Below are 26,653 nucleotides of genomic sequence, written 5' to 3'. Positions count from 1 at the left end.
CCGTCGCCCGCGTTCACACGGTTCGAACGAGCTTCATTGGCCCAATCCTCTCCCTTATGCGACGAGCTCTCCCAGTGACAATCTCTCGCCGACTGGCGCCGCTGTTCATGGCCGTGATCTGGTCATGCACCAATGCCCTGGCGCAATCGGCGCCGGCGCCGCTGAATGCCAAAACAACGCCAAAGACCGCGGGCACCGCTGCCAAGGCAGCCAAGCCCAACGCAGCCAAGCCGACGACGGCCCTCCGCGAGGGCGGACCGTGCGAGGTCGGGGTGATCGCCGCGCTCGGCGATGTCTTCACGGTGCAGAAGAACGGCATGACCCGCCTGGGCAACGAGTACGCCGAAGTGCCGGTGTCCTGGGGTTTCGACGACATCGTCTACACGCGTGTGAAGGCAGCCGCGGGTGATAGCGGGATCCGCCGCATCAGCGTCCCCAGGGGCGCATTCGATCCGTTCTATCAGTCGCCACCGGTCAAGGCCGAGAACGGGAAGCTCACGCCCATCGTCAGGAAGGTGGCCGGCACGGCAGGGTGCGCTCGCTACCTCGTGATCACCCGCCGGACCGACAGCGAACCCTCGACAAACGACGAGGTTACCGGCGTCGGTGTCATCAACCGGGGCGAGGGATTCGGCCGGATCAGCCACGTCTTCACCATGATCGATATCCAGCTCTATGACGGCGCGACGTTCGAGACGCGCGAGCCTGCCACGAGCTCCAGATCGCTGCTCTCACGGCTGACGTCCGGCGTCGGACCGCCGTCTCACGCCGGGGACGTCGACAACTCCGCATTCCCCGCTTCGCCGCCGGAGGCTGCGAACAACAATGTGCTGCGCGACATGGCGCGTTCGATGCTCAAATTCCGGCTCGACCAGCGCTTGCCGGCCTATTTCGGGCGCGAATAGAACGACGAGCTCGGCGCGTCACAGCCTGATCTTCAGCACCGCGTGGCCCGACTGCTGGACGAGACCGGACGATGTCGCGTTGATGCCATAGCGGATGCTGAGGTCGAGCCGGTCGTTGCCGGCGGCCACAAGACCAAGGCCCGCCGAATAGATCCATGGCGACAGGCCGAGGCCGTGGGTGACGAAGCTCTCGCCGCCGCCCGAGAACGTCGCGCGGATCTGCAATGGCTGATTCAGCGTGTTGTAGCCGACGCCTATATCGCTGGTCAGACGAATCTGCCTGGTGGGCGCGTAGACCGCTTTCAGCTGCGCCGTCGTCACGAGCTCCTGATAGATCTGAGGATCGACGTTGAGGCTGAAGCCGCCGGCACCGTTCTCGCCGTAGGAATTGCTGCGAACCGTGCCGTAGTCCAGGCGCAGTGCTGGAACGAGCGCGAATCCGTCCTGCAGCGGAATGCGCGTCTTGATGCCTGCGCCGGCATGGCCGCTGTAGGAGCGATAGCTGCCGCCGGCGGATGCGCCCATGAAGCTCAGCGACCGGTTTTCGCCGTTATCGGTCGATCCGCCATCGAGCTGATAGTCGAAGAGGACATCACGGGTGATCGCGTAGGCTCCATAGAGCCCGAGCTGATAGGAGGCGAGACCGAGACGGTTCGGCACGGCCGCGTCGCTTCCGGTGATCGTGTGATGAGAATAACCGAGAACGCCGCCAATGATGGCGCGGGACGAGACTGCGACGTCGGCGCCGAACGCCAGACCGCCGCCGGAGGCGTCATAGCCGGGAACGCCATCGCGTCCCGTCTGCTGCGCGGTGCTGCCGAGAGGCTGCATCCAGACATTGCGACCAGCGGCCCAGCCGATGCTGCCGACATCGTCGAGCCTGTTGGTCATCGTCTGCCGGAACGCCTGCTGGCTGACATGGGTCGCCTGCGAGGCCGCCCCGGTCAACACCGGCAATGTCTGCTTCACGGCAGCGCCGAGAGAAGGGCCGTCGAGATTGTCGAGTGCGGCAAAGCCTGAGACCATCGATCCGGTCCAGCCGGCCGACGTCATCGACAGCCGGTACAGCACGTCAGCCGCTTCCAGTCCGACGCGGCCGCCCGCAGACCGCAGCGTATCCGCATAAGGCCGGATCAGCGACATCGTCGCCAGTCCTCCGGTCAGGTTTCCGGTGAGGTCGTAGGTCGACACCAGCATCTGCGCGCCTGCGGCGTTGCCGCTCGCCGTGCCATAGAGGCTGGTCAGGGTGCCGCGCGAGAGGGTGTTGAACAGCACGCTGCCCTCGGGAGTCACCGAGCCGAGCAGCGTGAAGCCGGCCGCGGCGCTGCCGGGCGGCGCGACGCCCGCACCCCAGAAATAGCCGTTCTGATAGTTGGTGATGACGAAACGGCCCGGCGCCTGCGTGCCGAACAACGTCGGACTGACGATCCGCCAAGGCGTGCCGGCGGTCCACGCCCATTGCGGCACGGAGTTGGCCGGCACCGGTGCCGAGGGCGGCGGCGTGAAGGTCGCGGGATCATAGGGCAGCATGTAGGCCCAATGCGTCACCAGCAGGCTGTCGCCGGTGATCATCTGCATTTCCATGCTGGTCACGCCGTTGACGTTGCGCATATAGCCGAGTCCGACCGTCACGGTGCCGCCGCCGGTCGGCGTGAACAGCATGGTGATCTGGCCGCTGGTGGTGACGAAGCCCTGGATGGTCGAGGTGTCCGTCAGCAGCGCCAGCCCGATCCTGAGCTGCGCGACGCTGGTGCCGGTGAAGGCGCCGTTGGTCGCGGTGCCCAAGGTCCACAACGTCTGGTCACCGATCGGGACCGGATTGGAGAAGCCCGTCTTCGGCGACATGTACGCGAGCAGCTGCGCCGTCGGCACATACCAGCTGGTGTTGGAGATCGTGGAGTCCCAGACGCTCGATTGCGCCTGCGCCGGCCCGGCGCCCCCTGCCACAAGCGCAATGCCGGTCATCGCGCAGAGAGCGATGACACGGGCCTTCGAACGCAGCATCAATCGCCCCCACGACTTGTCTTGCTGCCGGCGCGAGCGGCTGGCTGACGGCCGCGGCCGATGCACCGGTCATGATGCATCGCAGCGTCGTCGCAACAACCAACACGAGTTGCGCCAATGCTTCCTGATTAGCCGTTCAGGAACATTGTCTTCAACTGGGAAAATTTGGGTCGATCGGGGGACGGAGTCTCGCGTTCCCCTGATACCGCCGATGCGCGCGGAGGTCAGTCCGCCTTGAGATCCTCGGGGCGCGGCATCGAGATCACGTTGTAGCCGGAATCGACGTAGTGGATCTCGCCGGTGACGCCGCCGGACAGCTCCGACAGCAGATAGAGCGCCGAGCCGCCAAGCTCCTCCAGGGTCACGCCGCGACCGAGCGGCGAGTGCTTCTGCTGGAAGGCGAACATGAAGCGGGCATCGCCGATGCCCGAGCCCGCCAGCGTGCGCACCGGGCCGGCCGAGATCGCGTTGACACGGATGCTGCGGCGGCCGTAGTCGGCGGCGAGATAGCGCACCGAGGCTTCCAACGCGGCCTTGGCGACACCCATCACGTTGTAGTTCGGCATCACGCGGTTGGAGCCGTCGAAGGTCAAGGTGATCATGCTGCCGCCGCTCTCCGGCATCAGCTCGGCGGCGCGCTTGGCGATCTCGGTGAAGGAGAAGCAGGAGATCAGCATCGTGCGCGCAAAATTCTCGCGCGAGGTGTCGGCGTAGCGGCCCTTGAGCTCGTTCTTGTCGGAGAAGGCGACCGCATGGACGACGAAGTCGAGCCCGCCCCAGGCCTCGCGCAATGTGGTGAACACGCCGTCGACGCTGGCGATGTCCTCGACGTCGCAAGGCAACACGTGCTTGACGCCGAGCTCGTCGGCGAGCGGACGGACGCGCTTGCCGAGCGCGTCGCCCTGATAGGTGAAGGCCATCTCCGCGCCATGCGCAGCCAGCGTCTTGGCGATGCCCCAGGCGATCGAATGGTCGTTGGCGATGCCCATGACCAGGCCGCGCTTGCCTGCCATCAGTCCCTGCATGATGTCTCTCCTTCGTCATGCCGGGATCGACCCAGCCAGGATGATCGTTCCGCCTTCGAGACGCCAATGGCCGGACATCGGTGCGAAGAATGAGCTTCGCGCTGCTGCCCGGCCATGACGCCGACGAAACCACTGCTGTTGGAAATCTTAGGCGTCGAGCTGCTTGAACACCAGCGTCGCGTTGGTGCCGCCGAAGCCGAACGAGTTCGACAGCACGGTGCCGAGCTTGGCGTTGTCGATGCGCTTGCGCACGATCGGCATGTCGGCGAAGGCGGGATCGAGCTCGGTGATGTTGGCGCTCTCGCAGATGAAGCCGTTCTTCATCATCAGCAGCGAATAGATCGCTTCCTGGACGCCGGTGGCGCCGAGCGAGTGGCCGGTCAGCGCCTTGGTCGCCGAGATTGGCGGACATTTCTCGCCGCGGCCGAACACCTTGCGGATCGCCTCGATCTCCGGCGGATCGCCGGCCGGCGTCGAAGTCGCATGCGGATTGATGTAGTCGATCTTCGTCTTCACGGTCGACAGCGCGAGCTGCATGCAGCGCTCGGCGCCTTCGCCCGACGGCGCCACCATGTCGTAGCCGTCCGAGGTCGCGCCGTAGCCCACGATCTCGCCGTAGATCTTGGCGCCGCGCGCCTTGGCGTGCTCGAGCTCTTCCAGCACGAGGACGCCGGCGCCGCCGGCGATCACGAAGCCGTCGCGCGTGACGTCATAGGGCCGCGACGCGGTCGCAGGCGTGTCGTTGTGCTTCGACGACATCGCACCCATCGCGTCGAACAGCACCGACAGCGTCCAGTCGAGCTCTTCGCAGCCGCCGGCGAACATCACGTCCTGCTTGCCGTACTGGATCATCTCGTAGGAATTGCCGATGCAATGATTGGACGTCGCACAGGCCGAGGAGATCGAGTAGTTGACGCCCTTGATCTTGAACCAGGTCGCCAACGTCGCCGAGGCCGTCGACGACATTGCCTTCGGCACGGCGAACGGACCGACGCGCTTCGGGCCCTTGGTGCGGGTGATGTCGGCCGCTTCCACCAGCGTGCGCGTCGATGGCCCGCCTGAGCCCATGATGATGCCGGTTCTGACGTTGGAGACGTCGGTCGGCTCCAGCCCGGAATCGAGGATGGCCTGCTCCATGGCGACATGATTCCACGCCGCCCCCTCGCCGAGGAAGCGCATGGCGCGGCGGTCGACCACATCGGCGGGATTCAGCGTCGGCGCACCTTGCACCTGCGAACGAAAACCAAGCTCGGCATATTTCTCGGCGCGGGAGATACCGGACTTCGCCTCGTACAGGCTGGCGAGCACCTCCTGGGTGTTGTTGCCGATCGATGAGACGATGCCCATGCCCGTGATGACAACCCGCCTCATGATGTCCGCCTCACCTTGCTCGTGTGTTGTGTTGCAGCCGTGCCTGCTGCACTGTCTGTGGTCGCAGCCTGCCGGTTCAAGTCGGCGCGGCGCCCTGCTTGAACAGGCCGACCTTCAGGTCCTTGGCGCGATAGATAATCTCGCCATCCATCGAAAGCCACCCGTCGGCAATACCGAGCACCAGCTTTGAGCGCATCACGCGCTTGATGTCGACGTTGTACACAACCTTGCGGGCGGTCGGCAGCACCTGGCCGGAAAACTTGAGATCGCCGAGGCCCAGCGCACGGCCGCGCCCCGCGCCGCCGGTCCAGCCGAGGTAGAAGCCGACCATCTGCCACATCGCATCGAGGCCGAGACAGCCCGGCATCACCGGATCATTCTTGAAATGGCAGCCGAAGAACCAGAGATCCGGCTTCACGTCGAGCTCGGCGCGGACGACGCCCTTGCCGAACTCGCCGCCGGTCTCGGAGATCTCGACGATCCGATCGAACATCAGCATCGGCGGCAGCGGCAGTTGTGCATTGCCGGGGCCGAACAGCTCCCCGCGGCCGCAGGCCAGCAGGTCCTCGTATTCATATGCGCTGCGCCGATCCAGCATGCTTGGTGGCCTTTCTCAACGATCCCCGGTGGAATTTGTGCCGCGCGACATGGACCCTTCCCGCGCGCCGCCCCCTTCCGCGCCGCGCTGGCCGGTCATCGCGTCGGCACGAAGGCTGGGCCATCGCACTTGGCGAACATGACCGCTGTCAGCGGCGGGCCTAACGACGCCTGGATTCGCGCACATGGCCATCACGGCCGGCGGCGCTCACCATGGCAGGGCAAATCGGGTCCGGGCGCTCTCTAACATAGAGGATTGCGGCGTCAATGCGCGTATCCAGGTAAATCGACGCAGCACCAGGGCCGGCGCCCGAACCGGGCGGCAAATGCAGTTTAGGAGCGTTCTAGATACGTTAGTTGCGATAAGCTTGCATCTGAATGGGTTTCTTCCTATATCGGTTGTGGATGAGAGCGAGATTGTGCGGTGCTTGAAGTGGATGTCAGCAACAACGCCTCGATGAGTGGTCATGACCGCGGCAACCCGGATCTCGGGAACGGCCGGCAGCCAGCACTCAATGGCTGCCCATGGCACGACGTCAACGAGATGCTGCAGGCGGCCGGGCTGCGCCCGACCCGCCAGCGCATGGCCCTCGGCTGGCTGCTGTTCGGCAAGGGCGCGCGGCATCTGACCGCCGAAATGCTCTATGAGGAAGCGACGCTGGCCAAGGTTCCGGTCTCGCTCGCCACGGTCTATAATACGCTGAACCAGCTGACCGACGCCGGCCTGCTGCGCCAGGTCAGCGTTGACGGCACGAAGACGTATTTTGACACCAACGTCACCGCCCACCATCACTTCTATCTCGAGAACAACCACGAGCTGGTCGACATCCCGGACCAGCATCTGGCGCTGTCGAAGCTGCCGGAGGCGCCCGAAGGTTACGAGATCGCCCGGATCGACATGGTCGTCCGGCTGCGCAAGAAGCGCTGAGCCTCCGGAAGGTCTTCATCGAAGCACCATGCCCGCACCCGCTGCGGGCATTTTTGTGTCGGGAGCGCGTCAGGATGGAGGTCAGCGCATTGCGCTGACCTGGGCCTTCAATTGACCTGCTCGTCGGCGTAGACGCCCCACAGCCGCTGCTGCTGGATCCAGCCTTCGAAACCATTGCCGAGCACGCGGCACCAGCCGTTGCCGCATTTCTTCACCTGCGCGACAACGCCGGCCTGCAGCCGCGCGGTGACCGCGCTGGTCGCGTCGGCGCTCTCGTAGATCGGGGCGAGATCGTCCTTGTTCTTCATCGTGACCACCGCCGTGCGGCGCCCCGACAGCAACGAGTGATAGACCCACCCCTCCGAGCCTTCGGAATCGCGCACGCGGCGCCAGTTCTCATATTCCGCAGTGATCTCGACCGGCAGGCCGGAGCGCGTATAGACCCAGGCCACGTCGTTGTCCTTGGTCGGACCGGCGCGAACGTTCACATGATCCGACTTCAGGCTGACATAGCGCGGCACCGGCAGGCCGCTGGTGGTGAGAACGGAGTCCTTCGCCGCAACGCCGCCCCTGCCGACGGCAACGTCGAACAGACAGACCAGCAGCACCACGACAGCACCGAAACGCCACAACGTCAATTTACTCAACTCACTCTCCCTCGAAAGGATCGACCCGCGCTCCGATCAAAGCGGATTACGTTGCGATCCTTCGCCCGATCCCCATCGAACCGCCCGGCTGCCCCCCTTCGTGCTCGGAGAGGGCTTGCCGAAAGCGCCAGTCCCGACCTGCCGTTGGCTTCTTGTCTTGGCCGGGCCTTCTGCTAGACAGGACCGAACACAAGCGGCCAGGAAGCGCCTGAGAATCGCTCGCGAAGCCCTGTCAGGGACGGATCGGCCCACCTGCGAGATCCGACACGACCAGTCCAGGGAAGCGCCGCTCTCAGGCGACGACGGTAGTTTCGGCGAACCCGGTTAATGAGGTCTGAAGGATCTCATGAGAGCAGCACATGTCAGGTAGGAAAAAGCCCCTCGTCGTGGTGACACGCAAGCTGCCGGACTCGGTCGAGACGCGCATGCGCGAGCTGTTCGACGCCAGGCTCAATCTCGACGACGAGCCGTTGAGCCAGGAACAACTCGCCGACGCCGTGCGCACCGCCGAGGTGCTGGTTCCGACCGTCACCGACCACATCAGCGCCGACATCCTCAATCAGCCCGATTGCAAGCTGCGCATGATCGCCAACTTCGGCAACGGCGTCGACAACATCGACGTCGCGGCGGCGGTGGCGCGCGGCATCACCGTCACCAACACGCCGAAGGTCCTTACCGAGGACACCGCCGACATGACCATGGCGCTGATCCTCGCCGTGCCGCGGCGGCTGATCGAGGGCGCCTCGATCCTCACCGAGGGCAAGAACTGGGCGGGCTGGTCGCCGACCTGGATGCTCGGCCACCGCATCGGCGGCAAGCGCTTGGGCATCATCGGCATGGGCCGGATCGGCCAGGCCGTGGCGCGGCGTGCCCGCGCCTTCGGCCTGCAGATCCACTATCACAACCGCCGCCCGGTCGCTCCCGTGATCGCCGACGAGCTCGGCGCTACCTACTGGGAGAGCCTCGACCAGATGCTGGCGCGGATGGACATCATCTCGGTCAACTGCCCGCACACGCCGGCGACGTTCCATCTGCTGTCGGCACGCCGGCTGAAGCTGATCCGCAAGGACGCCTACATCGTCAACACCGCACGCGGCGAGGTGATCGACGAGGAGACGCTGACGCGGCTGATCGAGGCCGGCGACATCGCCGGCGCCGGTCTCGACGTGTTCGAGCACGAGCCCGCGGTGAATCCGCGCCTGGTCCGGCTCGCCAAGGCCGGCAAGGTGACGCTGCTGCCGCACATGGGCTCGGCCACCATCGAAGGCCGCGTCGAGATGGGCGAGAAGGTCATCATCAACATCAAGACCTTCCTCGACAACCACCGCCCGCCGGACCGCGTGCTGCCGAGCATGTTGTAGGCCGGTCACTCGACCCCATAATCAGCGTCGCCGCTGCGAACGCAGGGACCCGTACCGCGTAATGCCCGCGTGGGACATCGCTGGTCGTCATCGTCTCGTTCACGCTGGTGGTTATGGGTCTCGGCTCAAGGCCGGGACGGCAGCTGGGTGCGGGGCGCCCGCGCGCTTCCGCCCCTCCCCGACGAACGCGACGAACGCCGCCAGCGCCGGCGGCGGTTGCCGGCGGCTCGGGTAATATAGATACGGTCCGGGGAACGGCGGGCACCAGTCGTCCAGCACGCTGACGAGGCGGCCTGCCGCCAGCGCATCGCGCACATGTCCCTCGAATGTCGCCCAGTAGCCGACCCCGTCGCAGGCGGCACGGAAGGCCAGACCGAGCTGGACCGCGATCAGCCGGGCCGGCGGCGCGATCCTGATCACCTGCCCGTCCTTCTCGAACTCCCAATCCAGCATCGCACCGGACGAGAAGCGCGTGCGAATGCAGCCATGCTGCAGCAGGTCGCGCGGATGCGCGGGACGGCCATGCTGCGCCACATAGTGCGGTGAGGCGACGATGGCGTAGCGCTGCGTTTCGCCGAGCGGCACGGCGATCATGTCCTGCGCCAGGTGCTCGCCATAGCGCACGCCGGCATCGAACCCGGCCTGCACGATGTCGACGAAGCCGCTGTCGGCGACGATCTCGAGCTCGATCAGCGGATAGGCCTGAAGGAACGGCGCGACCATCGGCGCCAGCACCAGATCGACCGCGGGCGGCGGCGCATTGATGCGCAGGCGCCCCGCCGCGACCTGCTGCTGGCCGCGCACCTGATGGATCGCCGCTTCGATCTCGCACAGCGCCGGCTCGAGCCGTGCCAGCAGCGCCTCGCCGGCCTGCGTCAGGCCGACGCTTCGCGTGGTCCGGTTGAGCAGCCGGGCGCCGAGCCGCTGCTCCAGCTCCTTGAGCCGCTGGCTGAGGCTGGATGCCGCGAGGCCCTGCTCGCGCGCAGCCCGGCGGAAATTGCCGCTGCGAGCCACGGCAGCGAAGGCTTGAAGATCACGGAGGTCCGGCTCGCTCATTGTTCGATATGTTGAACAGTCCATTCGAAATTGTCCAGCTTATCGAACCGAGGAAATGCGCCGATATCCGCGTTGTCCGGGCGGGCCAGCAGGCCGCCTGCGCCAGCAAGAGGAGATTGATCATGCAAACCCGCCAACTCGGCTCGACCGGCCCCGACGTTTCGGTCATCGGACTAGGCTGCATGGGCATGTCGGACTTCTACGGCCCCACCGACCGGTCCGAGAGCATCGCCACCATCCACGCCGCGCTCGACGCCGGCATCACGCTGCTCGACACCGGCGACTTCTACGGGATGGGCCACAACGAGATGCTGATCCGCGAGGCGCTGGCGTCCGCAGGTCCGCGCAACGTCCGGATCTCGGTAAAATTCGGCGCGCTGCGCGGCCCCGACAGGAGCTGGCTCGGCTATGACAGCCGGCCCGAGGCCATCAGCACCTTCCTGTCCTATTCGCTGCAGCGGCTCGGCGTCGACGCCATCGACATCTACCGCCCGGCGCGGCTCGATCCCAAGGTGCCGATCGAGGACACGATCGGCGCGATGGCCGAGCTGAAACAGGCCGGCTACATCAGGCATATCGGGTTGTCGGAGGTCGGTTCAGAGACGATTCGCCGGGCGCACAAGGTGCACCCGATCTCGGATCTGCAAATCGAATATTCGCTGATCTCGCGCGGCATCGAGAGCGACATCCTGCAGACCTGCCGCGAACTCGGCATCGGCATCACCGCCTATGGCGTGCTGTCGCGCGGGCTGATCAGCGGGCACTGGTCGAAGGACCGCGCCAACGCTGCCGACTTCCGTGGCCATTCGCCGCGCTTCAGTGGCGACAATCTCGATCGCAATCTCAGCCTGGTCGACACGCTGCGCAGCCTGGCAGGCGAGGTCGGCGCCACGCCGGCGCAAGTCGCGATCGCCTGGGTGGCCGCGCAGGGCAACGACATCGTCCCGCTGGTCGGCGCCCGCCGCCGCGACCGTCTCGACGAGGCGCTCGGCGCGCTCTGCGTCAAGCTCACCGAGATCCAACTCGCCGCGCTGGACAAGGCGTTCCCGATTGGTGTCGCCGCCGGAGAGCGCTATCCGGAGGCGCAGTTGGTGCATATGGACAGCGAGCGCGGTCAGCCGGGCTGAGCGTCATGCGAGTCCAGGTCGCGCAACAAACTCGGTGTCGTCCCCGCGAACGCGGGGACCCATACCGCGTGATGTCTGGAACAGGCAGATGACCCGTTCCGCGCGCCTCATTGCATACACGGAGTATGGTCCCGGATCGGCGCCCGACGACGCGTTGCGTCGCCGGGCTTGTCCGGGACGACAGTGAATTTGTGGCGCGCCTCTCGACTCAAGCGGCCGTCACTTCCGATGCGCGCTCAAGTCCGCAATGACAGGTCCATCACCGTTCAGCGGATTCGTCGGATCGCGCCCATAGCGCAGGGTCTCGAACCGCATCGTGCGCGCATCCAGCATCAAGAGCCGTCCCACCAGCCCCTCGCCGAAGCCGACGATCTCGCGGATCGCCTCCAGCGCCATCATCGAGCCGAGCATGCCGGCGAGCGCACCCATGACGCCGGCTTCGGCGCAGGCGGGCACCGTGCCGGGCGGCGGCGGCTCGGGGAACAGGCAGCGATAGGTCGGATTAAACTGGCCCTTCTCATTCCGCTCATGCGCGCGGATCGTCGTCAGCGACGCATCGAAGGTGCCGAGCGCGCCGGTGATCAGCGGCTTCTCGGCCAGAAAGCAGGCATCGGAGACGAGATAGCGGGTGTCGAAATTGTCGGAGCCGTCGAGCACGAGATCATAAGCGCCGATCAGATCGAGGGCGTTGTCGGCATTGAGCCAGGTCCGATGCGCCATGACGCTCACATGCGGATTGAGCGCGTTGATGCGCTCGGCAGCGCTCTCGACTTTGGGTCTGCCGATGTCGGGGGTCGCATGGATGACCTGGCGCTGCAGATTCGACAGCGACACGACGTCGTCGTCGACCACGCCGATCGTGCCGACGCCAGCCGCGGCGAGATACATCAGCGCCGGTGCGCCGAGGCCGCCTGCGCCGACCACCAGCACCGCAGCGCGCTTCAGCGCCGCCTGACCGGGACCACCGACATCGCGCAGCACGATGTGACGGGCATAGCGCTCCACTTCTTCGTCGCTCAGCATCGTTCCACCACGCCCTTCCGCTGCCGCACCGCTGTCAGCCCATTGCCGGCCCATGGCGAAGACGGCGGATCTCCGCACTGAACCCTCGCCGGATTGTGACCGACCAAGCAGATGTGCTTATTTAGCGGCGCGGCAAGAGCATCGGGATTTGTCATGAGACGGCTGGCCACGGCAACCTTCATCTGCGGGATCGCCGCATGCGCGTCGGCGCAGGCACAGACGCCGCAGGGCGCGTCGCCGGGCGCCAAGCCCAAGCCCGTCGCGACCCAGCCGGCGCGCCCGGGCGTGCAGGCTCCCGCCGACACCGCCAATGCGATGAGCCAGGCCGAGCGGCTCGCGCTGCAATCCGATCTCGCCTGGGTCGGCCAGTACAATGGCGCGATCACCGGCGACGTCAGCGAGCGCATGGTCAACGCGATCAAGGAATACCAGAAGCTCGTCGGCGGCAAGCCGACCGGCGTGCTGAACCCGCAGGAGCGCGCCGTGCTCGCCGACACCGCGCGCCGCAAGCAGGAGGGCGTCGGCTGGAAGCTCGTGACCGAGCCGGTCAGCGGCGCACGGCTCGGCATTCCCGCAAAGCTGGTGCCGCAACAGACCAGCGACGGCACCGGCTCGAAATGGACCTCGCCCACCGGCACCGTGCAGGTCGTGCTGTCACGCCGCAAGGAGGCGAACCCGACCACCGCGGCGCTCGCCGACCGCGAGAAGAAGGAGCCCGGCCGCACCGTCGACTACAGCGTGGTGAAGCCCGACTTCTTCGTGCTCTCGGGCCTGCAGAACCTGAAGAAGTTCTACATCCGCGGCACCTTTCGGGGCGACGAGGTGCGTATCCTGACCATCCTCTACGATCAGGCCACCGAGAACACGGTCGAGCCGGTCGTGATCGCGATGTCGAGCGCTTTCACCGCGTTTCCGTCGACATTGGCCGCGCAGCCCGCGCCACGGCGCCGCGTCGATTACGGCACCGGCATCATCGCTACCCAGGACGGCGCCATCATCGCCGATCGCGAGGTGACCGATGCCTGCGTGGCGATCACCATTCCCGGTTTCGGCCATGCCGAGCGCGTGGCCGAGGACAAGGAGCGCGGCCTGGCGCTGCTGCGCATCTACGGCGCGCGCGGCCTGAAGCCGCTGGCGCTGTCGGGCGGCAGTGCGAAATCGTCGGTCGACATCGTCGGCATCGCCGATCCGCAGAGCCAGGGCGGCGGTGCCGCGATCAGCACCGTCAAGGCGCAGCTCGCCGGCAATGGCGCCGGCGACGCCTCGCTGGCGCCGGCGCCCGGGCTCGGCTTTTCCGGAGCGGCGGCGCTCGACGGCGACGGCAAGTTCGCCGGTGTCACCTTGCTCAAGCCCGGCGTCCTCGCCGGCACGGCGCTGATCCCATCGACGCAGGTCGTGATGGTCAGCGCCGATGCGACGCGCGCCTTTCTCGCCACGCATGGCGTCAAGCCCGACGGAACCTCGCTCGACGCCAAGGCGGCGACGGTGCGCGTGATCTGCGTGCGGAAGTAGCGCCTGCGCCAAACCGGTCCGGCATCGCGATCATGCCGCCGCGCCCTGCGGCGCGGCGGCGTTTACGCAATGTTAAGCATGTCGTTTTAGAAAAAATTAAGGGCCCAACGGCGGCCGGCGGGGATCGGACGTGCAGCATCGCGACTGCATGGGATGATGCTCGGCGATGCCGATCGCTCGCCCGCGGCTCGCTGCCACTCAACTTCCTAGCACCTTGCTATCAACTCGGAACGGCTCCCGCCGTAGTCAACCGGTCTGTGCAGGCACAGGCCGAGCGTGAAATAGTTCGAACAGTTTTGTCGGCGTGCTGATTCGGACCACCGCGATCGCTCTTCATGAGTTGGATCGGGCCGGGACTGTCCTGAGCGAGAATAGCTCTGCACCGCGATCGCGATGCGCTCAGCTTTGGCGTTCTCATAAGTTCCGTCAACATCCGAAGGACTGTCTCCCGATGTACACGATCGTTTTGGCCACGCAGAAGGGCGGCAGCGGCAAGAGCACGCTGGCGATTGGTCTGGCCGTGGCGGCCCAGCAGGCCGGCCACAAGGTGCGCGTGATCGAGACCGACCGTCAGGGCACGCTGACCAAATGGCAGGCGCGCCGCGCCGCGAGCGAGCCGATCGTCGAAGCCGTCTACGATGCCAAGACGATCGAGCCTCGCCTCGAAGCGCTGGCCCGCGACGGCGTCACCCTCTGCGTGATCGACACCGGGGCCGGCATCACGGCATCCACAACGGCCGCGATCCGCCACTGCGATCTGTGCCTCATTCCGGCGCGTCCGAGCGTCGCCGACATCGAAGCGACGGCACCGACCTTGAGCGTCGTGCGCGCCTGGCGCAAGCCGTTTGCCTTCGTGCTCAACCAGGCCCCGATCCGCGGCGGCCATCGCGTCACCGATGCGACGACTGCACTCGACGCCGACGCGCCGCGCGACATCGCAGAAGTGCTGGCGCAGCCCTTCATCATGATGCGCAACGACCACCAGGACGCGCTCGCCGCCGGTCTCGGCGTCAGCGAATTCGATGCGGCCGGCAAGTCGGCGCAGGAGATTCGCAGCCTGTGGCGCTGGACCGCGGGCAAGCTCGCCGGCGACCACGTCATGCATGACGCTGGCGAGCTGAAGGACGCGAGCGAGCACGCCGAGGTCGAATTCCCGATCATGCTGACGCCGCCCGCCGAGGAAGCGAAGCTGCCGGTGACGCGGGCCTACCCGACCTGGGCCGACAATGGCATCAACTGGAAGGCGGGGCTGTAAAGGCGGGCTGTGGTCGTCATCGGATACGAGCTACCGCAAATGCGGTGCGCTCCCTCGCCCCGCAAGCGGAGCGAGGGAAACATCACCGACCGCGGGATCGAGTCCACCGAATCCAACCGGGCCTAGCGCTCTCCAGCCTCGCGCATCTCCAGCTGCTTGATCCGCGCATCGGCGCGACGCAGGCGGCGGCATAGCTCGCGATTGATGTTCTGCAGCACGATCACATAGGCGTGGATGTCAGCCTTGTAGAAGGCATACAGCTTTTGCGCCGTCAGCTCGTACAATACGGTCGGCGCTTCCGCGACGACGGTGGCCGATCTGTTCTGCATGTCGAGCAGGGTCATCTCGCCGAAGAAATCGCCGGGCTCGAGACGCGACATATGGATCGCAACGCCCGTCTCCAGGCGCTCGCTCACCTCCAGCGTGCCGCTGTGCACGACGAACATCGAACGACCCGCCTCGCCTTCGGCGACGACCACGGCGCCGCTCTCGAACTCACGCGCGACCAGCATCGAGACCAGCAGATCGAGGCTCGCATTGGGCAGGCCGCCGAAGAACGGCGTCGCGAGCAGGAATGCTTTCAGATCGGGCGAGCTGACAGCCATGGCGGCAGTATACCCCCACCCCCGTCCGTCACAAGCAGACTGGGGCAAGCCGGCCATGCCGGCTCGTCGGCCGCTGCATCACTTCTGGCACTTCGGGCACCAGAACGTCGACCGCCCGTTCTGCACGAAACGCTTCACCACGCCCTCGCAGCCATCCGTCCGGCACGGCTCGCCCTCGCGGTCATAGACCTGGAACGAGTGCTGGAAATAGCCGAGTTCGCCTGATGTCTGGCGGTGATCGCGCAGCGACGAGCCGCCGGCGCGGATGGCCTCGTTGAGCACGGCGTGGATCGCTTCCACCAGACGCCTGGCGTGATCCGTGGGCTCGCCCTTCTTCGTTGCCAGCGTTGCCGCCAGCCGTCGCGGCGACAGATGGGCGCGGAACAGCGCCTCGCAGACATAGATGTTGCCGAGGCCGGCGACGACGCGCTGGTCGAGCAGCGCCGCCTTGAGGCTGGTCTTCTTGCCGGCACAGGCGCGCGCCAGCATGGCGGCATCGAATTCGTTGCCGAGCGGCTCGGGCCCGAGATCCTTCAGGTGCGGCTCGGTCTCGATCTCGCCGCGGCCGATGATCTTCATGAAGCCGAAGCGGCGCGGATCGTTGAACACGATGTCGGCGCCGGACGACATGTGAAACACGACATGGTCGTGCACGCTGTCCTTGCCGCGCGGATAGTGAAACTCGCCCGGCGTCTCCTCGTGCTCCTGCTTGATCACCCGGAACGAGCCGGACATGCCCAGATGCATCAGCAGCACGTCGCCGGAGCCGAGGTCGGCCAGCAGATATTTGGCACGCCGGCCGAGACCCCTGACGGTCTGGCCCTGCAGGCGCTTCGCAAAATCGGGCTGGAACGGAAACCTGAGATCGCCGCGCCGGGCCTCGGCCTTGACGATGACGGCGTCTTCCATGACGGGCTGCAGCCCGCGCCGGACGGTCTCGACTTCGGGCAGCTCAGGCATGCCGGCTCATTTCACCTTTTGCATCCGCGACCATTCACCTTGTCCGACTGACGTGATAGCGCCTTGGCCGCATCAGCGCTATGGTGCCGTATCGGAGTAAGGGTGATGGATCAGCCGGACCAAACCACTCATTTCGGCTTCAGGGACGTGCCTCTGGGCGAGAAGCAGACGCTGGTGAACGACGTGTTTCACAGCGTGGCGTCGCGCTACGACCTGATGAACGACCTGATGTCGGGCGGACTGCACCGCGTCTGGAAGGACATCATGATCAACACGCTGAACCCGCCGAAGAGCGATGCGCCGTTTGCGCTGCTCGACGTGGCCGGCGGCACCGGCGACATCTCCTTCCGCGCCGCCAGGAAGGCCGGCGCCGGCTTCCATGCCACCGTGTGCGACATCAACAGCGACATGCTCGAGGTCGGGCGCCAGCGGGCGCTGAAGCAATATCTCGACGACAAGGTCTCGTTCGTCGAGGGCAATGCCGAAAAGCTCGCTTTTCCCGACCGCTCCTTTGACGCCTATACGATCGCCTTCGGCATCCGCAACGTGCCGCAGATCGAGCTCGCGCTCGCCGAGGCCTTCCGCGTGCTCAAGCATGGCGGCCGCTTCCTGTGCCTGGAGTTCTCCACCGTCGAGATGCCAGGGCTCGACAAGCTCTACGACCTGTTCTCCTTCAATGTCATTCCGCAGCTCGGCCGCGCCGTCACCGGCGATGCCGAGTCCTACCGCTACCTCGTCGAATCGATCCGCCAGTTTCCGCGCCCCAGCGCCTTCGCCGAGATGATCTCGGCGGCCGGCTTCTCCCGCGTGTCCTGGCAGACCCTCTCCGGCGGCATCGTCGCGCTTCATTCCGGCTGGCGTTTGTGATCTCCGCACTCACCCACATTACGCGGCTCGCCCGGGCCGCCTTCGTGTTCGCGCGCGAGGGCGTGTTCGGCGCCGTCGATCCGAGCCTGGCGCCGCCGCCGGGCCAGCTCGCGCTGAAGCTGGCGCGCCTCGTCGAGCGCCCCGGCGCCAAGTCCGGGCCAAGATTGTCGCGGGCGCTGGAGCGGATGGGCCCGGCCTATCTCAAGCTCGGCCAGTTCCTGGCGACGCGGCCCGACGTCGTCGGCGTCATCATGGCGCGCGACCTCGAATCGCTGCAGGACCGGCTGCCGCCATTCCCGCAGGCCGAGGCCGAGGCGGTCATCGCCACCGCGCTCGAGCGCCCGATCAGCCAGCTGTTCACGCATCTCGGTCCTCCGGTCGCCGCCGCCTCGATCGCGCAGGTGCATCGCGGCGAGGTCGAGCGCGACGGCATTCGTCGTCCAGTCGCGGTGAAGGTGCTTCGGCCGAACGTCGCCTCGCGCTTCCGCCGCGACCTCTCCGATTTCTTCTTCGTCGCCGAAAAGGCCGAGGCGCATTCGTCGGAGGCGCGGCGGCTGCGGCTGGTCGAGGTCATCAACACGATGTCGCGCTCGGTCGCGATGGAGATGGACCTTCGCCTGGAGGCCGCTGCGCTCTCCGAGATGGCGGAGAACATCAAGGACGATCCGGACTTCCGCGTACCCACGGTCGACTGGGATCGCACCGCCAACACCGTGCTGACGATGGAGTGGATCGACGGCATCGCGCTGAACGATCACGCCCGGCTCGCGGCGGCCAATGTCGATCTGCCCGACGTCGGCCGCAAGGTGATCCAGAGCTTTCTCCGCCACGCGCTGCGCGACGGCTTCTTCCACGCCGACATGCACCCGGGCAACCTGTTCCTGGACCAGCAGGGACGGCTGGTCGCGGTGGATTTCGGCATCATGGGCCGGCTCGGCATGAAGGAGCGGCGCTTCCTCGCCGAGATCCTGCTCGGCTTCATCACCCGCGACTATCGCCGCGTCGCCGAAGTGCATTTCGAGGCCGGCTACGTGCCGCCGCATCATTCGGTGGAGAATTTCGCACAGGCCATCCGCGCCATCGGCGAGCCGATCCACAACCGCACGGCCGAAGAAATCTCGATGGCCAAGCTGCTGACCCTGCTGCTCGAGGTCACCGGCCTGTTCGACATGCGCACCCGGCCGGAGCTGATCCTGCTGCAGAAGACCATGGTGGTGGTCGAGGGCGTCGCGCGCGGCTTCGATCCCAAGCTCGACATCTGGAAGGTCGCCGATCCCGTGGTGCGCGAATGGATCGAGCGTAATCTCGGCCCGCTCGGCCGCATCGAAGGCGCCGTGTCCGGCGTCGGCGACCTGGTCCGGCTCAGCGCGACCCTGCCCGTGCTCGCCGCCCGCGCCGCCGCCGTGCTGGAGCACATGGAGACCATGACCCGCGACGGCCTGCGCCTGTCGCCGGAAACCATCGCCGCCATGGGCCGCACCGAAGGCAAGAAGAGCCGCTGGCGCGCCATCGCGCTATGGGTCATCGCGCTGACCTTCATCGGCATTCTGTTCGCGGTGCTCAGGCTTTAGACTCGCAGCCTGGGCAAAGGCGCAGGGCCGCCGCCCATGGCGGCCGCTTTGCCCACCTTCCTCTGATTGCACTGCTGTCATTTTCTGCTAGCATTGCCTTCACAAGGGCAATGCTGGGGAGGCGGTCATGGCGAGCCTGACCATCCGCAAGCTGGACGACTCTCTCAAGACTTATCTGCGACTGCGCTCGGCGCAGAACGGGCGCTCCGTCGAAGAGGAAGTCCGGGTCATCCTGCGCGCGCTGATCGAGCCCGCCGATCCATCCGAGCCGCCGATGGCGCCGCCTGCTCCAGCCAACCTGTCCGCTCCGCTCGTCCCCCAGCCCGGCCAGGCGCGCGAGGCTCGCGTCACCCTGATCATCGGCGGCGGCATCGCCGCCTACAAATCGCTCGACCTGATCCGGCGGCTCAAGGAGCGCCACATCCACGTCCGCTGCGTGCTGACCAAGGCGGCGACGCAATTCGTGACCGAGCTCGCCGCATCGGCGCTGTCGGGAGATCGTGTCTTCACCGATCTTTTCGACGCGCGCAGCGAGTTCGACGTCGGCCACATCCGGCTCGCGCGCGACTGCGATCTCATCGTGGTGGCACCGGCGACCGCCGACCTGATGTCGAAGATGGCGCACGGCGCCGCCGACGACCTCGCCAGCGCCATCCTGCTCGCGGCGAGCCGGCCGATCCTGCTGGCGCCGGCGATGAACCCGATGATGTGGAGCAATCCGGCGACGCGCCGCAACGCCGCGACCCTGCAGCGCGACGGCGTCCAGATGATCGGGCCGAACGCCGGCGAGATGGCGGAGAAGGGCGAGGCCGGTGTCGGCCGCATGGCCGAGCCGACCGAGATTGCGGACGCCGTCGTCGCCATGCTCAAGCCGCCTGTGCCGCGCCCGCTCGCCGGCCGCCGCGTACTGATCACCGCGGGCCCGACCCACGAGCCGATCGACCCGGTGCGCTACATCGCCAACCGCTCCTCCGGCAAGCAGGGCTTTGCGATCGCCGCCGCCGCGCAGGCCGCCGGCGCCGACGTGCGGCTGATCGCAGGACCGGTGGAGCTTGCCGACCCCAGGGGCGTCAGCGTCACCCACGTCGAATCGGCGCGGCAGATGCTCGACGCCGTCGAGGCCGAGCTGCCCGCCGACGTCGCGATCTTCGCCGCGGCGGTGGCCGACTGGCGCGTCGCCAATGAGGGCGGCCAGAAGCTGAAGAAGACGGACAAGGCGATCCCGCCGCTGACGCTGGTCGAGAACCCCGACATCCTCGCCACGATCTCGAAGCTGAAGGAGAAGCGGCCTGGTCTCGTCATCGGCTTCGCCGCCGAGACCGAGCACCTGATCGACAACGCGAAGGCAAAGTTCGCCCGCAAGGGCTGCGACTGGATCGTCGCCAACGACGTCTCGCCCGCGACCGGTGTGATGGGCGGCGACCGCAACACCGTACATCTCTTGACGAAGGACGCCGATGGCGTCCATGTCGCGTCCTGGCCGATCATGACCAAGGACGAGGTCGCGACTGCGCTCGTCGCCGAGATCGCCAGAACCATGGGACCCGTTGCGTGACACAGACGATCGCGATCGACGTGCAGATCCTGCCGCATGGCGAGGGCCTGCCGCTGCCGGCCTATCAGACCGCACATGCCGCGGGGCTCGATCTGCTCGCCGCGGTTCCGCCCGATGCGCCGCTCGTCCTTGCGTCAGGCAGCCATGCGATGGTGCCAACGGGACTGTCGATCGCGCTGCCCGACGGCTACGAGGCCCAGGTGCGGCCGCGTTCGGGGCTCGCTGCGCGGCACGGCGTCACAGTGCTGAACTCACCGGGCACAGTGGACGCGGACTACCGCGGCGAGATCTGCGTGCTGCTGATCAACCACGGCAAGGAACCGTTTACGATCCGCCGCGGCGAGCGCATCGCGCAGATGGTGATCGCCGCCGTCGCGCGCGCCGAGCTCAGCCTCGCGACAACCTTGACGACGACCGCGCGCGGCAGCGGCGGCTTCGGCTCGACGGGCCGTTGAACTACGGGCTGGCCACTGTTCCGACTCGAAAGAGTCGATCGGCGGACGCATTTTCCTCAGGCGCAACCATCGTTCACGGTCTGGACTCTTACCGCTGGAGTCCCGAAGCGGTTATGGTTGATTGATTCGTGAGACGGCGCGGTCGACGCGATCGGCGCCCGGAACTTCGTGCGGTTTGGGGCAAATATGTCGGGCGTGATCGTGGTGATGCGTCAGACGCTGCTGTCGTGCACGTCACTTGCGCGCAAGGGCCTGATGGGTCTCGCTGCGACTGCGCTTGCGCCGGCGACACCGGGCTTCGCAGGCGATGGCGTGCCGCCGGATGCGATCACGACGCTGTTCGAGCTGAGCCGTCCTGATATCGCCGAGGTCACGGCGATGCTGGCGCTGCTCGGCTTCTCCGTCGTCGCCGCGGTCGCGCTGGTGCGCACGCGTCTGGCGGCCGGCCGGAAGGAAGCGCGGCTGCGCGCCGACGTCGCCGGGCTGCAATTGCAGGCCGATCGCTACCGTGCGCTGCTGTTCGCCGAGCCGCAGATCCTGATCGCCTGGCCGGCCGGCGGCCACCGCCCGCAGATCTCCGGCGACACCTCGATGCTGGTACCGCAGGATCAGCCGCAGCGCATTCTCGCCTTCGGAACCTGGCTGCCGCCGGAGCCCGCGCTGCAGCTCGACCGCGCCGTCGACGCGCTGCGCGAGGCGGGCGAGGGCTTCATGCTCAATCTCACCACCTCGCACGGCCATGCCATCGAGGCGATGGGCCGCGCCATCGGCGGCCAGGCCATCGTGCGCATCCGCGAATTGTCCGGTCTGCGCCGCGAGCTCGCCGAGACGCAGCTCCGCTTCAAGGCGCTCGGCGAGGAGACGGAGTCGCTGCGCGCGCTGGCAGCGGCGCTGCCGTGGCCGATCTGGGCACGGCACGCCAATGGCGCCCTCGCTTACGTCAACACCGCCTATGCCCGTGCCGCCGATGCCCGCGACGTGCCGGACGCGATCGGCCGCAACATCGAGCTGCTCGACTCGGCCGACCGTATCGATCTGCAGCGCGCGCTCGCCACCAACGGCCGTTTCGAGGGCCGGCTGCCGATCGTGACCGGCGGCGAGCGCCGCATGTACGACGTGCGCGCCTTCTTGCTGGGAAACGGCAGCGCCGGCGTCGCCATCGACGCCAGCGAGGCGGCGGCGCTGGATGCGGCCGTGGTGCGGATGCGGGAAGCACACCGGCGCACGCTCGATCAGTTGTCCTCGGGCGTAGCCGTGTTCGACGGCCAGCGCCGGCTCGCCTTCTACAACGACTCCTATCGCCGGCTGTGGCGTCTCGATCCCGCCTTCCTGGACAGCCAGCCGGATGACTCGTCGGTGCTCGACCGTCTTCGCGCCGCGCGCAAGTTGCCCGAGCAGGCCGACTTCCGGGCCTGGAAGGCCAAGCTTCACGAGGCCTATCGCGCCGTCGAGGCCGCCAAGGACACCTGGTTCCTGCCCGACGGCCGCGCGCTGTCGGTCGTCACCACGCCGAACCCGGAAGGCGGCGTCACCTATCTGTTCGACGACGTCACCGAGAGCTTCGCGCTTGCCCGCCGCTTCGACGGCTTGATCCGGGTCCAGCGCGAGACCCTCGACAGCCTTGCCGAGGGCGTCGCGGTGTTCGGCTCGAACGGCCGGGTCGAGCTGTTCAATCCGGCCTTCGCCAAGATGTGGCGGCTGTCGCCGGATCAGCTGCGCGAGCATCCGCATATCGACACCGTGGAATCCTGGTGCCATCAGCTCTATGACGATGCGGTCGCCTGGCGCACCATCCGCGAGGCGATCACGTCGATCGAGAACCGGCTCGACGTTGCGCTAAAACTCGAGCGCAAGGACGGCAGCGTGCTCGACTGCATGAGCCGCCCGCTGCCCGACGGCGCGACCATGCTGACCTTCCAGGACATCACCGACACCGAGAATGTCGAGCGAGCCCTGCGCGAGAGCAACGAGGCGCTCGAAGCCGCCGGCCAGATGAAGATCGACTTCGTCCACCACGTGTCCTACGAGCTGCGCGCGCCGCTGACGACGATCATCGGCTTCGCGCATTTCCTGTCCGATCCGTCGACCGGGCCGCTGACGCCGAAGCAGGCCGAGTATCTCGACTACGTCACCAAATCCACCAACGCGCTGCTGGCGCTGACCAACAACATTCTCGACCTCGCCACCATCGATGCCGGCGCCATGAAGCTCGAGCTCGGGCCGGTCGACGCCGCCAAGGCGATCGAGGCCGCCGCCGAGGGCGTGCAGGACCGGCTTGCCACGGATCGCATCCGATTGACGATCGCGGTGGACCCCGACGTCGGCTCCTTCGTCGGCGACGAGCGCCGCGTCGTGCAGGTGCTCTACAATCTGCTCGCCAATGCCGTCGGCTTCTCGCCGCCGGATTCGAGCGTCGTCGTCAGCGCCCGCCGCACCGACCACAGCGTCATCTTCGCGGTCACCGATTCCGGCCCCGGCATTCCGCCCGAGGTGAAGGACAAGGTGTTCGAATGGTTCGAGAGCCATTCGCAGGGCTCGCGCCATCGCGGCGCCGGCCTCGGACTGTCGCTGGTGCGCTCCTTCGTCGAGCTGCATGGCGGCAGGGTGCGGATGGATTCGGTGGTCGGCAAGGGCACCACGGTCACCTGTGACTTCCCGACCGACCACGTCGCGCAACGCAACGCCGCGGAATGACGGACCAGCTGACATTCACCACCACGCTGGCGGATGAGACCGCCACCGCCGCCCTGATGGCCGATCTCGCGCTGCTGATCGGCCCGGGTGCACTGATCACGCTCACGGGCGATCTCGGCGCCGGCAAGACGGCGGCGGCGCGGGCGATGATCCGCTATCTCGCCGGCGACGACGAGCTGGAGGTGCCGAGTCCGACCTTCACTCTGGCGCAGAGCTACGACCTGCCGAGCTTCCCGCTGGTGCATGCCGATCTCTATCGCATCAGCGACGCATCGGAGCTCGAGGAGATCGGCCTGTCGCCGCTGCCGGAGGCGACCGTCGTGCTGATCGAATGGCCGGAGCGCGCCGGCGGCACTCTCCCGCTGGATCGCGTCGACATCGCGCTGCGCCACGATCCATCGCAGGGCGACACCGCCCGCAGCGCCGAGATCACCGGCGGCGGCAAGGCGGCCGCGGTGGTTGCACGGCTGAAAGCCTTGCGCGAATTCCTCGCCGAGGCCGGGCACGCCAAATCGCGCCGCGAGCGCATGGCCGGCGATGCCTCGACCCGCTCCTATGCGCGGCTCCACAAGGGCGAGCGCGTCTCCATCCTGATGAACTCGCCGAAGCGGCCCGACGGCCCGGCGATCTACAACGGCAAGCCCTATAGCGGCGCCGTGCATCTCGCCGAGGACGTCCGCCCATTCGTCGCGATCGCCGCCGCCTTGCGCGGGCGCGGCATCTCGGCGCCGAAGATCAACGACGCCGATCTCGGCCACGGCTTTCTCATCACCGAGGATCTCGGACGCGAGGGCGTGATCGAGGGCGACCCGCCACGACCGGTCGTGGAGCGCTACGAGGCCGCGACCGATCTGTTGGCCGCGCTGCACGCGCAGGACGTCCCCTCGGTGCTGCCGCTGGCGCCGCAGGTGACCTACGAGGTCCCGACCTTCGACGTCGAAGCCATGCTGATCGAGATCGGCCTGATGCTCGAATGGTACCTGCCCGACCGTGGCGTGGAGCTGTCGCAGGTGCGGCGCGCCGAATTCCTGGAAATATGGCGCGAGTTGCTGGAGGCGCCGCTCGCATCTAAGCCGACCTGGGTGATCCGCGACTACCACTCGCCCAACCTGCTCTGGCTGCCCGCGCGCGAAGGCATCGCCCGCGTGGGCGTGATCGACTTCCAGGACGCGGTGATGGGACCGCCGGCCTACGACGTGGTCTCGCTGGCGCAGGACGCCCGGATCGACGTGCCGGCAGAGCTCGAGCGGGCGCTCCGAGAGCGCTACATCGCCGCACGCCAAGCGGCGTCGACGGACTTCGACGCCGACGCATTCAGCGCCCACTACGCGGTCATGTCGGCCCAGCGCAACACCCGCCTGCTGGGTACCTTCGCCCGCCTCAACCGCCGCGACGGCAAGCCGCAGTACCTCAAGCACCAGCCTCGCATCTGGGACTATCTCCACCGGTCGCTGGCGCACGCGGCGCTCGACCCAGTCCGCGACTGGTACGCGGCCAACGTGCCGCCACCGGCAGGGGTGGCTTAAGGCAGCGTCTCGCAGCACCACCGGTGCGCTCCCCCTCCCCCTTGCGGGGAGGGGAGCCGATCGCCGCCGTGGAGAGAGAACGCGCCAAAACCGCGCACCTCCGTGGCTTTACCGGTTCTTAGCCATCCCCCTTTACCTTGCGCCCGTGGCGCCGGTTGCGCGCCGCGCGTGAATGGAGGTTGCGATGGCAGAGCGGATGAAGGGCGAACGCGTCGTCTTCGAGCGCGGCATCCCGGCTTTCATGATGGGCATCGACGGCACCTGGCGGCGCAACTGCACCATCGAGGACGTCTCGGAGACCGGGGCGAAGCTGACGGTCGAGGGCTCGGTCGAAGGCCTGCACCTGAAGGAGTTCTTCCTGCTGTTGTCGTCGACCGGCTTGGCCTACCGGCGCTGCGAGCTGGCCTGGGTCAATGGCGACCAGATCGGCGTCACCTTCCTGAAGCAAGGCAAGAAGAAGACCAACAAGCGCGCCGCGGCCGAAGCCTGACCGAGCCACGACTGCGGCATCTTGCATTCACGATGGCCGGGCAGCCGTCGCATATTCGTCATCGGCCCGGGCTATCGCAACCGGCCGAGACGATAGATGTTTTTGCGTGGTATGATTCGCACATGCCACCGTTGATCGAGATGCCCTGAAGATGCCCGTCAAGCCGCACAAAGCCATGGTCCTCGCCGCCGGTCTCGGATTGCGCATGCGCCCACTGACGGAGACGATGCCCAAACCGCTGGTGCGCGTCGCCGGTCGCCCGCTGCTCGACCATGTGCTCGACCGCCTCGCCGAGGCCGGCGTCACCGAAGCCGTCGTCAATGTCCACTATCTCGCCGACCAGATCATCGCGCACACGGCCGCGCGCAGCACGCCCCGCGTGATCATCTCCGACGAGCGCGACCAGGTGCTCGGCACCGGCGGCGGCGTCGTCAAGGCGCTGCCGCTGCTCGGCCACGAGCCGTTCTTCCACGTCAACTCCGACACGATGTGGATCGAGGGCGTGCGCCAGAACCTGTCCCGGCTCGCCGACGCGTTCGATCCGGAGCGCATGGACATCATGCTGCTGATGGCGCCGACCGCGACCTCGATCGGCTACGCGGGTCAAGGCGACTACGCGATGCTCGCCGACGGTACCTTGCGCAAGCGGCGGGAGCATCAGGTGGTGCCGTTCGTCTACGCGGGCGCCGCGATCATCTCGCCGTCGATCTTCGACGGCGCGCCGAACGGCGAGTTCTCGCTGACGAAGATGTTCGACAAGGCGAACGAGCAGGACCGCCTGTTCGGCCTCCGCCTCGAAGGCGTCTGGATGCATGTCGGCACGCCAGCCGCGGTGGCGGAAGCGGAAGAGGCTCTGATGGAGAGTGCGGCGTAGCGGACTGCCCGACGGGCGAATCAGGTCGGCGCGTTGCGCGATTTGCTCCACCTCGTCGGCGCCGACCCTGCGCTGGGATCACTCAAATCATCTGCGTCGAGAAACGATTTTCGTCCGCACATTCAACCCGATCCCGCTCGTCGCGTCCGACGCGCACAAGATTCTTCTTTCGCTTTTACAGAATTCATGTTCTCTCATGCGCATCCCGCCTCGTTGCGAGGGGCGTATCGCGGTCGTCACGGACG

General features: G+C 66.9%; 23 protein-coding genes. 14 read left to right on the top strand and 9 right to left on the bottom strand.

Annotation, left to right across the window (positions count from 1 at the left end; translation table 11 throughout):
• The first annotated feature begins 107 nt into the window (after nucleotides 1-107).
• On the top strand, nucleotides 108-905 hold the full coding sequence (locus ACQR13_RS02900; RefSeq protein WP_434862567.1) for a hypothetical protein: 798 nt from the start codon (nucleotides 108-110) through the stop codon (nucleotides 903-905).
• Nucleotides 906-923: 18 nt separating this feature from the next.
• Here ACQR13_RS02900 and ACQR13_RS02895 read toward each other — a convergent pair whose 3' ends face one another.
• The 4 genes from ACQR13_RS02895 to fabA all read right to left on the bottom strand — a co-directional run bounded on the left by ACQR13_RS02895 (nucleotide 924) and on the right by fabA (nucleotide 5,903).
• Nucleotides 924-2,909 (bottom strand): autotransporter outer membrane beta-barrel domain-containing protein, encoded by a 1,986-nt coding sequence (locus tag ACQR13_RS02895; protein WP_434862566.1) that lies wholly within the window; start codon nucleotides 2,907-2,909, stop codon nucleotides 924-926.
• A 224-nt stretch (nucleotides 2,910-3,133) separates the two neighbouring features.
• On the bottom strand, nucleotides 3,134-3,934 hold the full coding sequence (gene fabI / locus ACQR13_RS02890; protein ID WP_315751773.1) for an enoyl-ACP reductase FabI: 801 nt from the start codon (nucleotides 3,932-3,934) through the stop codon (nucleotides 3,134-3,136).
• Nucleotides 3,935-4,081: 147 nt separating this feature from the next.
• Nucleotides 4,082-5,305 (bottom strand): beta-ketoacyl-ACP synthase I, encoded by a 1,224-nt coding sequence (fabB, locus tag ACQR13_RS02885; protein ID WP_315716915.1) that lies wholly within the window; start codon nucleotides 5,303-5,305, stop codon nucleotides 4,082-4,084.
• 76 nt (nucleotides 5,306-5,381) lie between these two features.
• Nucleotides 5,382-5,903 (bottom strand): 3-hydroxyacyl-[acyl-carrier-protein] dehydratase FabA, encoded by a 522-nt coding sequence (gene fabA / locus ACQR13_RS02880; protein ID WP_315716914.1) that lies wholly within the window; start codon nucleotides 5,901-5,903, stop codon nucleotides 5,382-5,384.
• A gap of 456 nt (nucleotides 5,904-6,359) precedes the next feature.
• Between fabA and irrA the strand changes: the two genes are divergently transcribed.
• Complete coding sequence (gene irrA / locus ACQR13_RS02875) at nucleotides 6,360-6,830, top strand: iron response transcriptional regulator IrrA (protein ID WP_315716966.1); 471 nt, start codon at nucleotides 6,360-6,362, stop codon at nucleotides 6,828-6,830.
• Nucleotides 6,831-6,937: 107 nt separating this feature from the next.
• Here irrA and ACQR13_RS02870 read toward each other — a convergent pair whose 3' ends face one another.
• A complete protein-coding gene (locus ACQR13_RS02870; protein WP_409977910.1) occupies nucleotides 6,938-7,423 on the bottom strand; it encodes an SH3 domain-containing protein in 486 nt (161 codons plus the stop codon).
• Nucleotides 7,424-7,836: 413 nt separating this feature from the next.
• Between ACQR13_RS02870 and ACQR13_RS02865 the strand changes: the two genes are divergently transcribed.
• Nucleotides 7,837-8,838 carry a 2-hydroxyacid dehydrogenase gene (locus tag ACQR13_RS02865; RefSeq protein WP_315716913.1) on the top strand — a complete coding sequence of 334 codons (1,002 nt, stop codon included), beginning with the start codon at nucleotides 7,837-7,839 and terminating at the stop codon, nucleotides 8,836-8,838.
• A gap of 111 nt (nucleotides 8,839-8,949) precedes the next feature.
• On the opposite strand, the gene ACQR13_RS02860 is transcribed toward ACQR13_RS02865, so the two are convergent.
• The gene (locus ACQR13_RS02860; protein ID WP_315751772.1) at nucleotides 8,950-9,894 is read right to left on the bottom strand and encodes a LysR family transcriptional regulator; all 945 of its coding nucleotides are present in this window, start codon (nucleotides 9,892-9,894) and stop codon (nucleotides 8,950-8,952) included.
• A gap of 122 nt (nucleotides 9,895-10,016) precedes the next feature.
• Between ACQR13_RS02860 and ACQR13_RS02855 the strand changes: the two genes are divergently transcribed.
• Nucleotides 10,017-11,021, top strand: coding sequence for an aldo/keto reductase (locus ACQR13_RS02855; RefSeq protein WP_315751771.1), 1,005 nt, complete (start codon nucleotides 10,017-10,019; stop codon nucleotides 11,019-11,021).
• Nucleotides 11,022-11,240: 219 nt separating this feature from the next.
• Here the strand turns inward: ACQR13_RS02855 and ACQR13_RS02850 are convergent, their stop codons facing one another.
• A complete protein-coding gene (locus ACQR13_RS02850; protein ID WP_315751770.1) occupies nucleotides 11,241-12,044 on the bottom strand; it encodes a HesA/MoeB/ThiF family protein in 804 nt (267 codons plus the stop codon).
• A 153-nt stretch (nucleotides 12,045-12,197) separates the two neighbouring features.
• Between ACQR13_RS02850 and ACQR13_RS02845 the strand changes: the two genes are divergently transcribed.
• The gene (locus ACQR13_RS02845) at nucleotides 12,198-13,556 is read left to right on the top strand and encodes a peptidoglycan-binding protein (protein ID WP_315751769.1); all 1,359 of its coding nucleotides are present in this window, start codon (nucleotides 12,198-12,200) and stop codon (nucleotides 13,554-13,556) included.
• 451 nt (nucleotides 13,557-14,007) lie between these two features.
• Nucleotides 14,008-14,811: a ParA family protein gene (locus tag ACQR13_RS02840; protein ID WP_315751768.1), complete on the top strand. Its 804-nt coding sequence runs from the start codon at nucleotides 14,008-14,010 to the stop codon at nucleotides 14,809-14,811.
• A 122-nt stretch (nucleotides 14,812-14,933) separates the two neighbouring features.
• Here the strand turns inward: ACQR13_RS02840 and ACQR13_RS02835 are convergent, their stop codons facing one another.
• The gene (locus ACQR13_RS02835) at nucleotides 14,934-15,416 is read right to left on the bottom strand and encodes a Crp/Fnr family transcriptional regulator (RefSeq protein WP_315825656.1); all 483 of its coding nucleotides are present in this window, start codon (nucleotides 15,414-15,416) and stop codon (nucleotides 14,934-14,936) included.
• A 78-nt stretch (nucleotides 15,417-15,494) separates the two neighbouring features.
• Nucleotides 15,495-16,376, bottom strand: coding sequence for a bifunctional DNA-formamidopyrimidine glycosylase/DNA-(apurinic or apyrimidinic site) lyase (gene mutM / locus ACQR13_RS02830; RefSeq protein WP_434862565.1), 882 nt, complete (start codon nucleotides 16,374-16,376; stop codon nucleotides 15,495-15,497).
• A gap of 105 nt (nucleotides 16,377-16,481) precedes the next feature.
• Here mutM and ubiE point away from each other — a divergent pair, with 105 nt between their 5' ends.
• The 8 genes from ubiE to ACQR13_RS02790 all read left to right on the top strand — a co-directional run bounded on the left by ubiE (nucleotide 16,482) and on the right by ACQR13_RS02790 (nucleotide 26,408).
• Nucleotides 16,482-17,243: a bifunctional demethylmenaquinone methyltransferase/2-methoxy-6-polyprenyl-1,4-benzoquinol methylase UbiE gene (gene ubiE, locus ACQR13_RS02825; protein ID WP_434862564.1), complete on the top strand. Its 762-nt coding sequence runs from the start codon at nucleotides 16,482-16,484 to the stop codon at nucleotides 17,241-17,243.
• Complete coding sequence (gene ubiB / locus ACQR13_RS02820; protein ID WP_316166363.1) at nucleotides 17,240-18,814, top strand: 2-polyprenylphenol 6-hydroxylase; 1,575 nt, start codon at nucleotides 17,240-17,242, stop codon at nucleotides 18,812-18,814. Before ubiE ends, ubiB begins: the two co-directional genes overlap by 4 nt.
• A gap of 127 nt (nucleotides 18,815-18,941) precedes the next feature.
• On the top strand, nucleotides 18,942-20,369 hold the full coding sequence (gene coaBC / locus ACQR13_RS02815) for a bifunctional phosphopantothenoylcysteine decarboxylase/phosphopantothenate--cysteine ligase CoaBC (RefSeq protein ID WP_434842492.1): 1,428 nt from the start codon (nucleotides 18,942-18,944) through the stop codon (nucleotides 20,367-20,369).
• Entirely contained in the window at nucleotides 20,366-20,824 is a 459-nt protein-coding gene (gene dut / locus ACQR13_RS02810; protein WP_315751765.1) for a dUTP diphosphatase, read from the top strand. The genes coaBC and dut overlap by 4 nt, the downstream gene beginning before the upstream one ends.
• Before the next feature lie 186 nt (nucleotides 20,825-21,010).
• Nucleotides 21,011-23,518, top strand: coding sequence for a PAS-domain containing protein (locus tag ACQR13_RS02805; protein WP_434862563.1), 2,508 nt, complete (start codon nucleotides 21,011-21,013; stop codon nucleotides 23,516-23,518).
• Nucleotides 23,515-25,044 carry a tRNA (adenosine(37)-N6)-threonylcarbamoyltransferase complex ATPase subunit type 1 TsaE gene (tsaE, locus tag ACQR13_RS02800; RefSeq protein WP_434862562.1) on the top strand — a complete coding sequence of 510 codons (1,530 nt, stop codon included), beginning with the start codon at nucleotides 23,515-23,517 and terminating at the stop codon, nucleotides 25,042-25,044. Before ACQR13_RS02805 ends, tsaE begins: the two co-directional genes overlap by 4 nt.
• Before the next feature lie 184 nt (nucleotides 25,045-25,228).
• Nucleotides 25,229-25,534, top strand: a complete 306-nt coding sequence (locus ACQR13_RS02795) for a PilZ domain-containing protein (RefSeq protein WP_315716899.1) — start codon at nucleotides 25,229-25,231, stop codon at nucleotides 25,532-25,534.
• A gap of 151 nt (nucleotides 25,535-25,685) precedes the next feature.
• On the top strand, nucleotides 25,686-26,408 hold the full coding sequence (locus tag ACQR13_RS02790) for a nucleotidyltransferase family protein (protein ID WP_315716898.1): 723 nt from the start codon (nucleotides 25,686-25,688) through the stop codon (nucleotides 26,406-26,408).
• Nucleotides 26,409-26,653 lie beyond the last annotated feature (245 nt).

The organism is Bradyrhizobium sp. HKCCYLRH3059 (assembly GCF_051168035.1).
Taxonomy (GTDB): domain Bacteria; phylum Pseudomonadota; class Alphaproteobacteria; order Rhizobiales; family Xanthobacteraceae; genus Bradyrhizobium.
The sequence above is the reverse complement of the archived record's forward strand: the minus strand, read 5'-3'. Positions and strand labels throughout refer to the sequence as shown.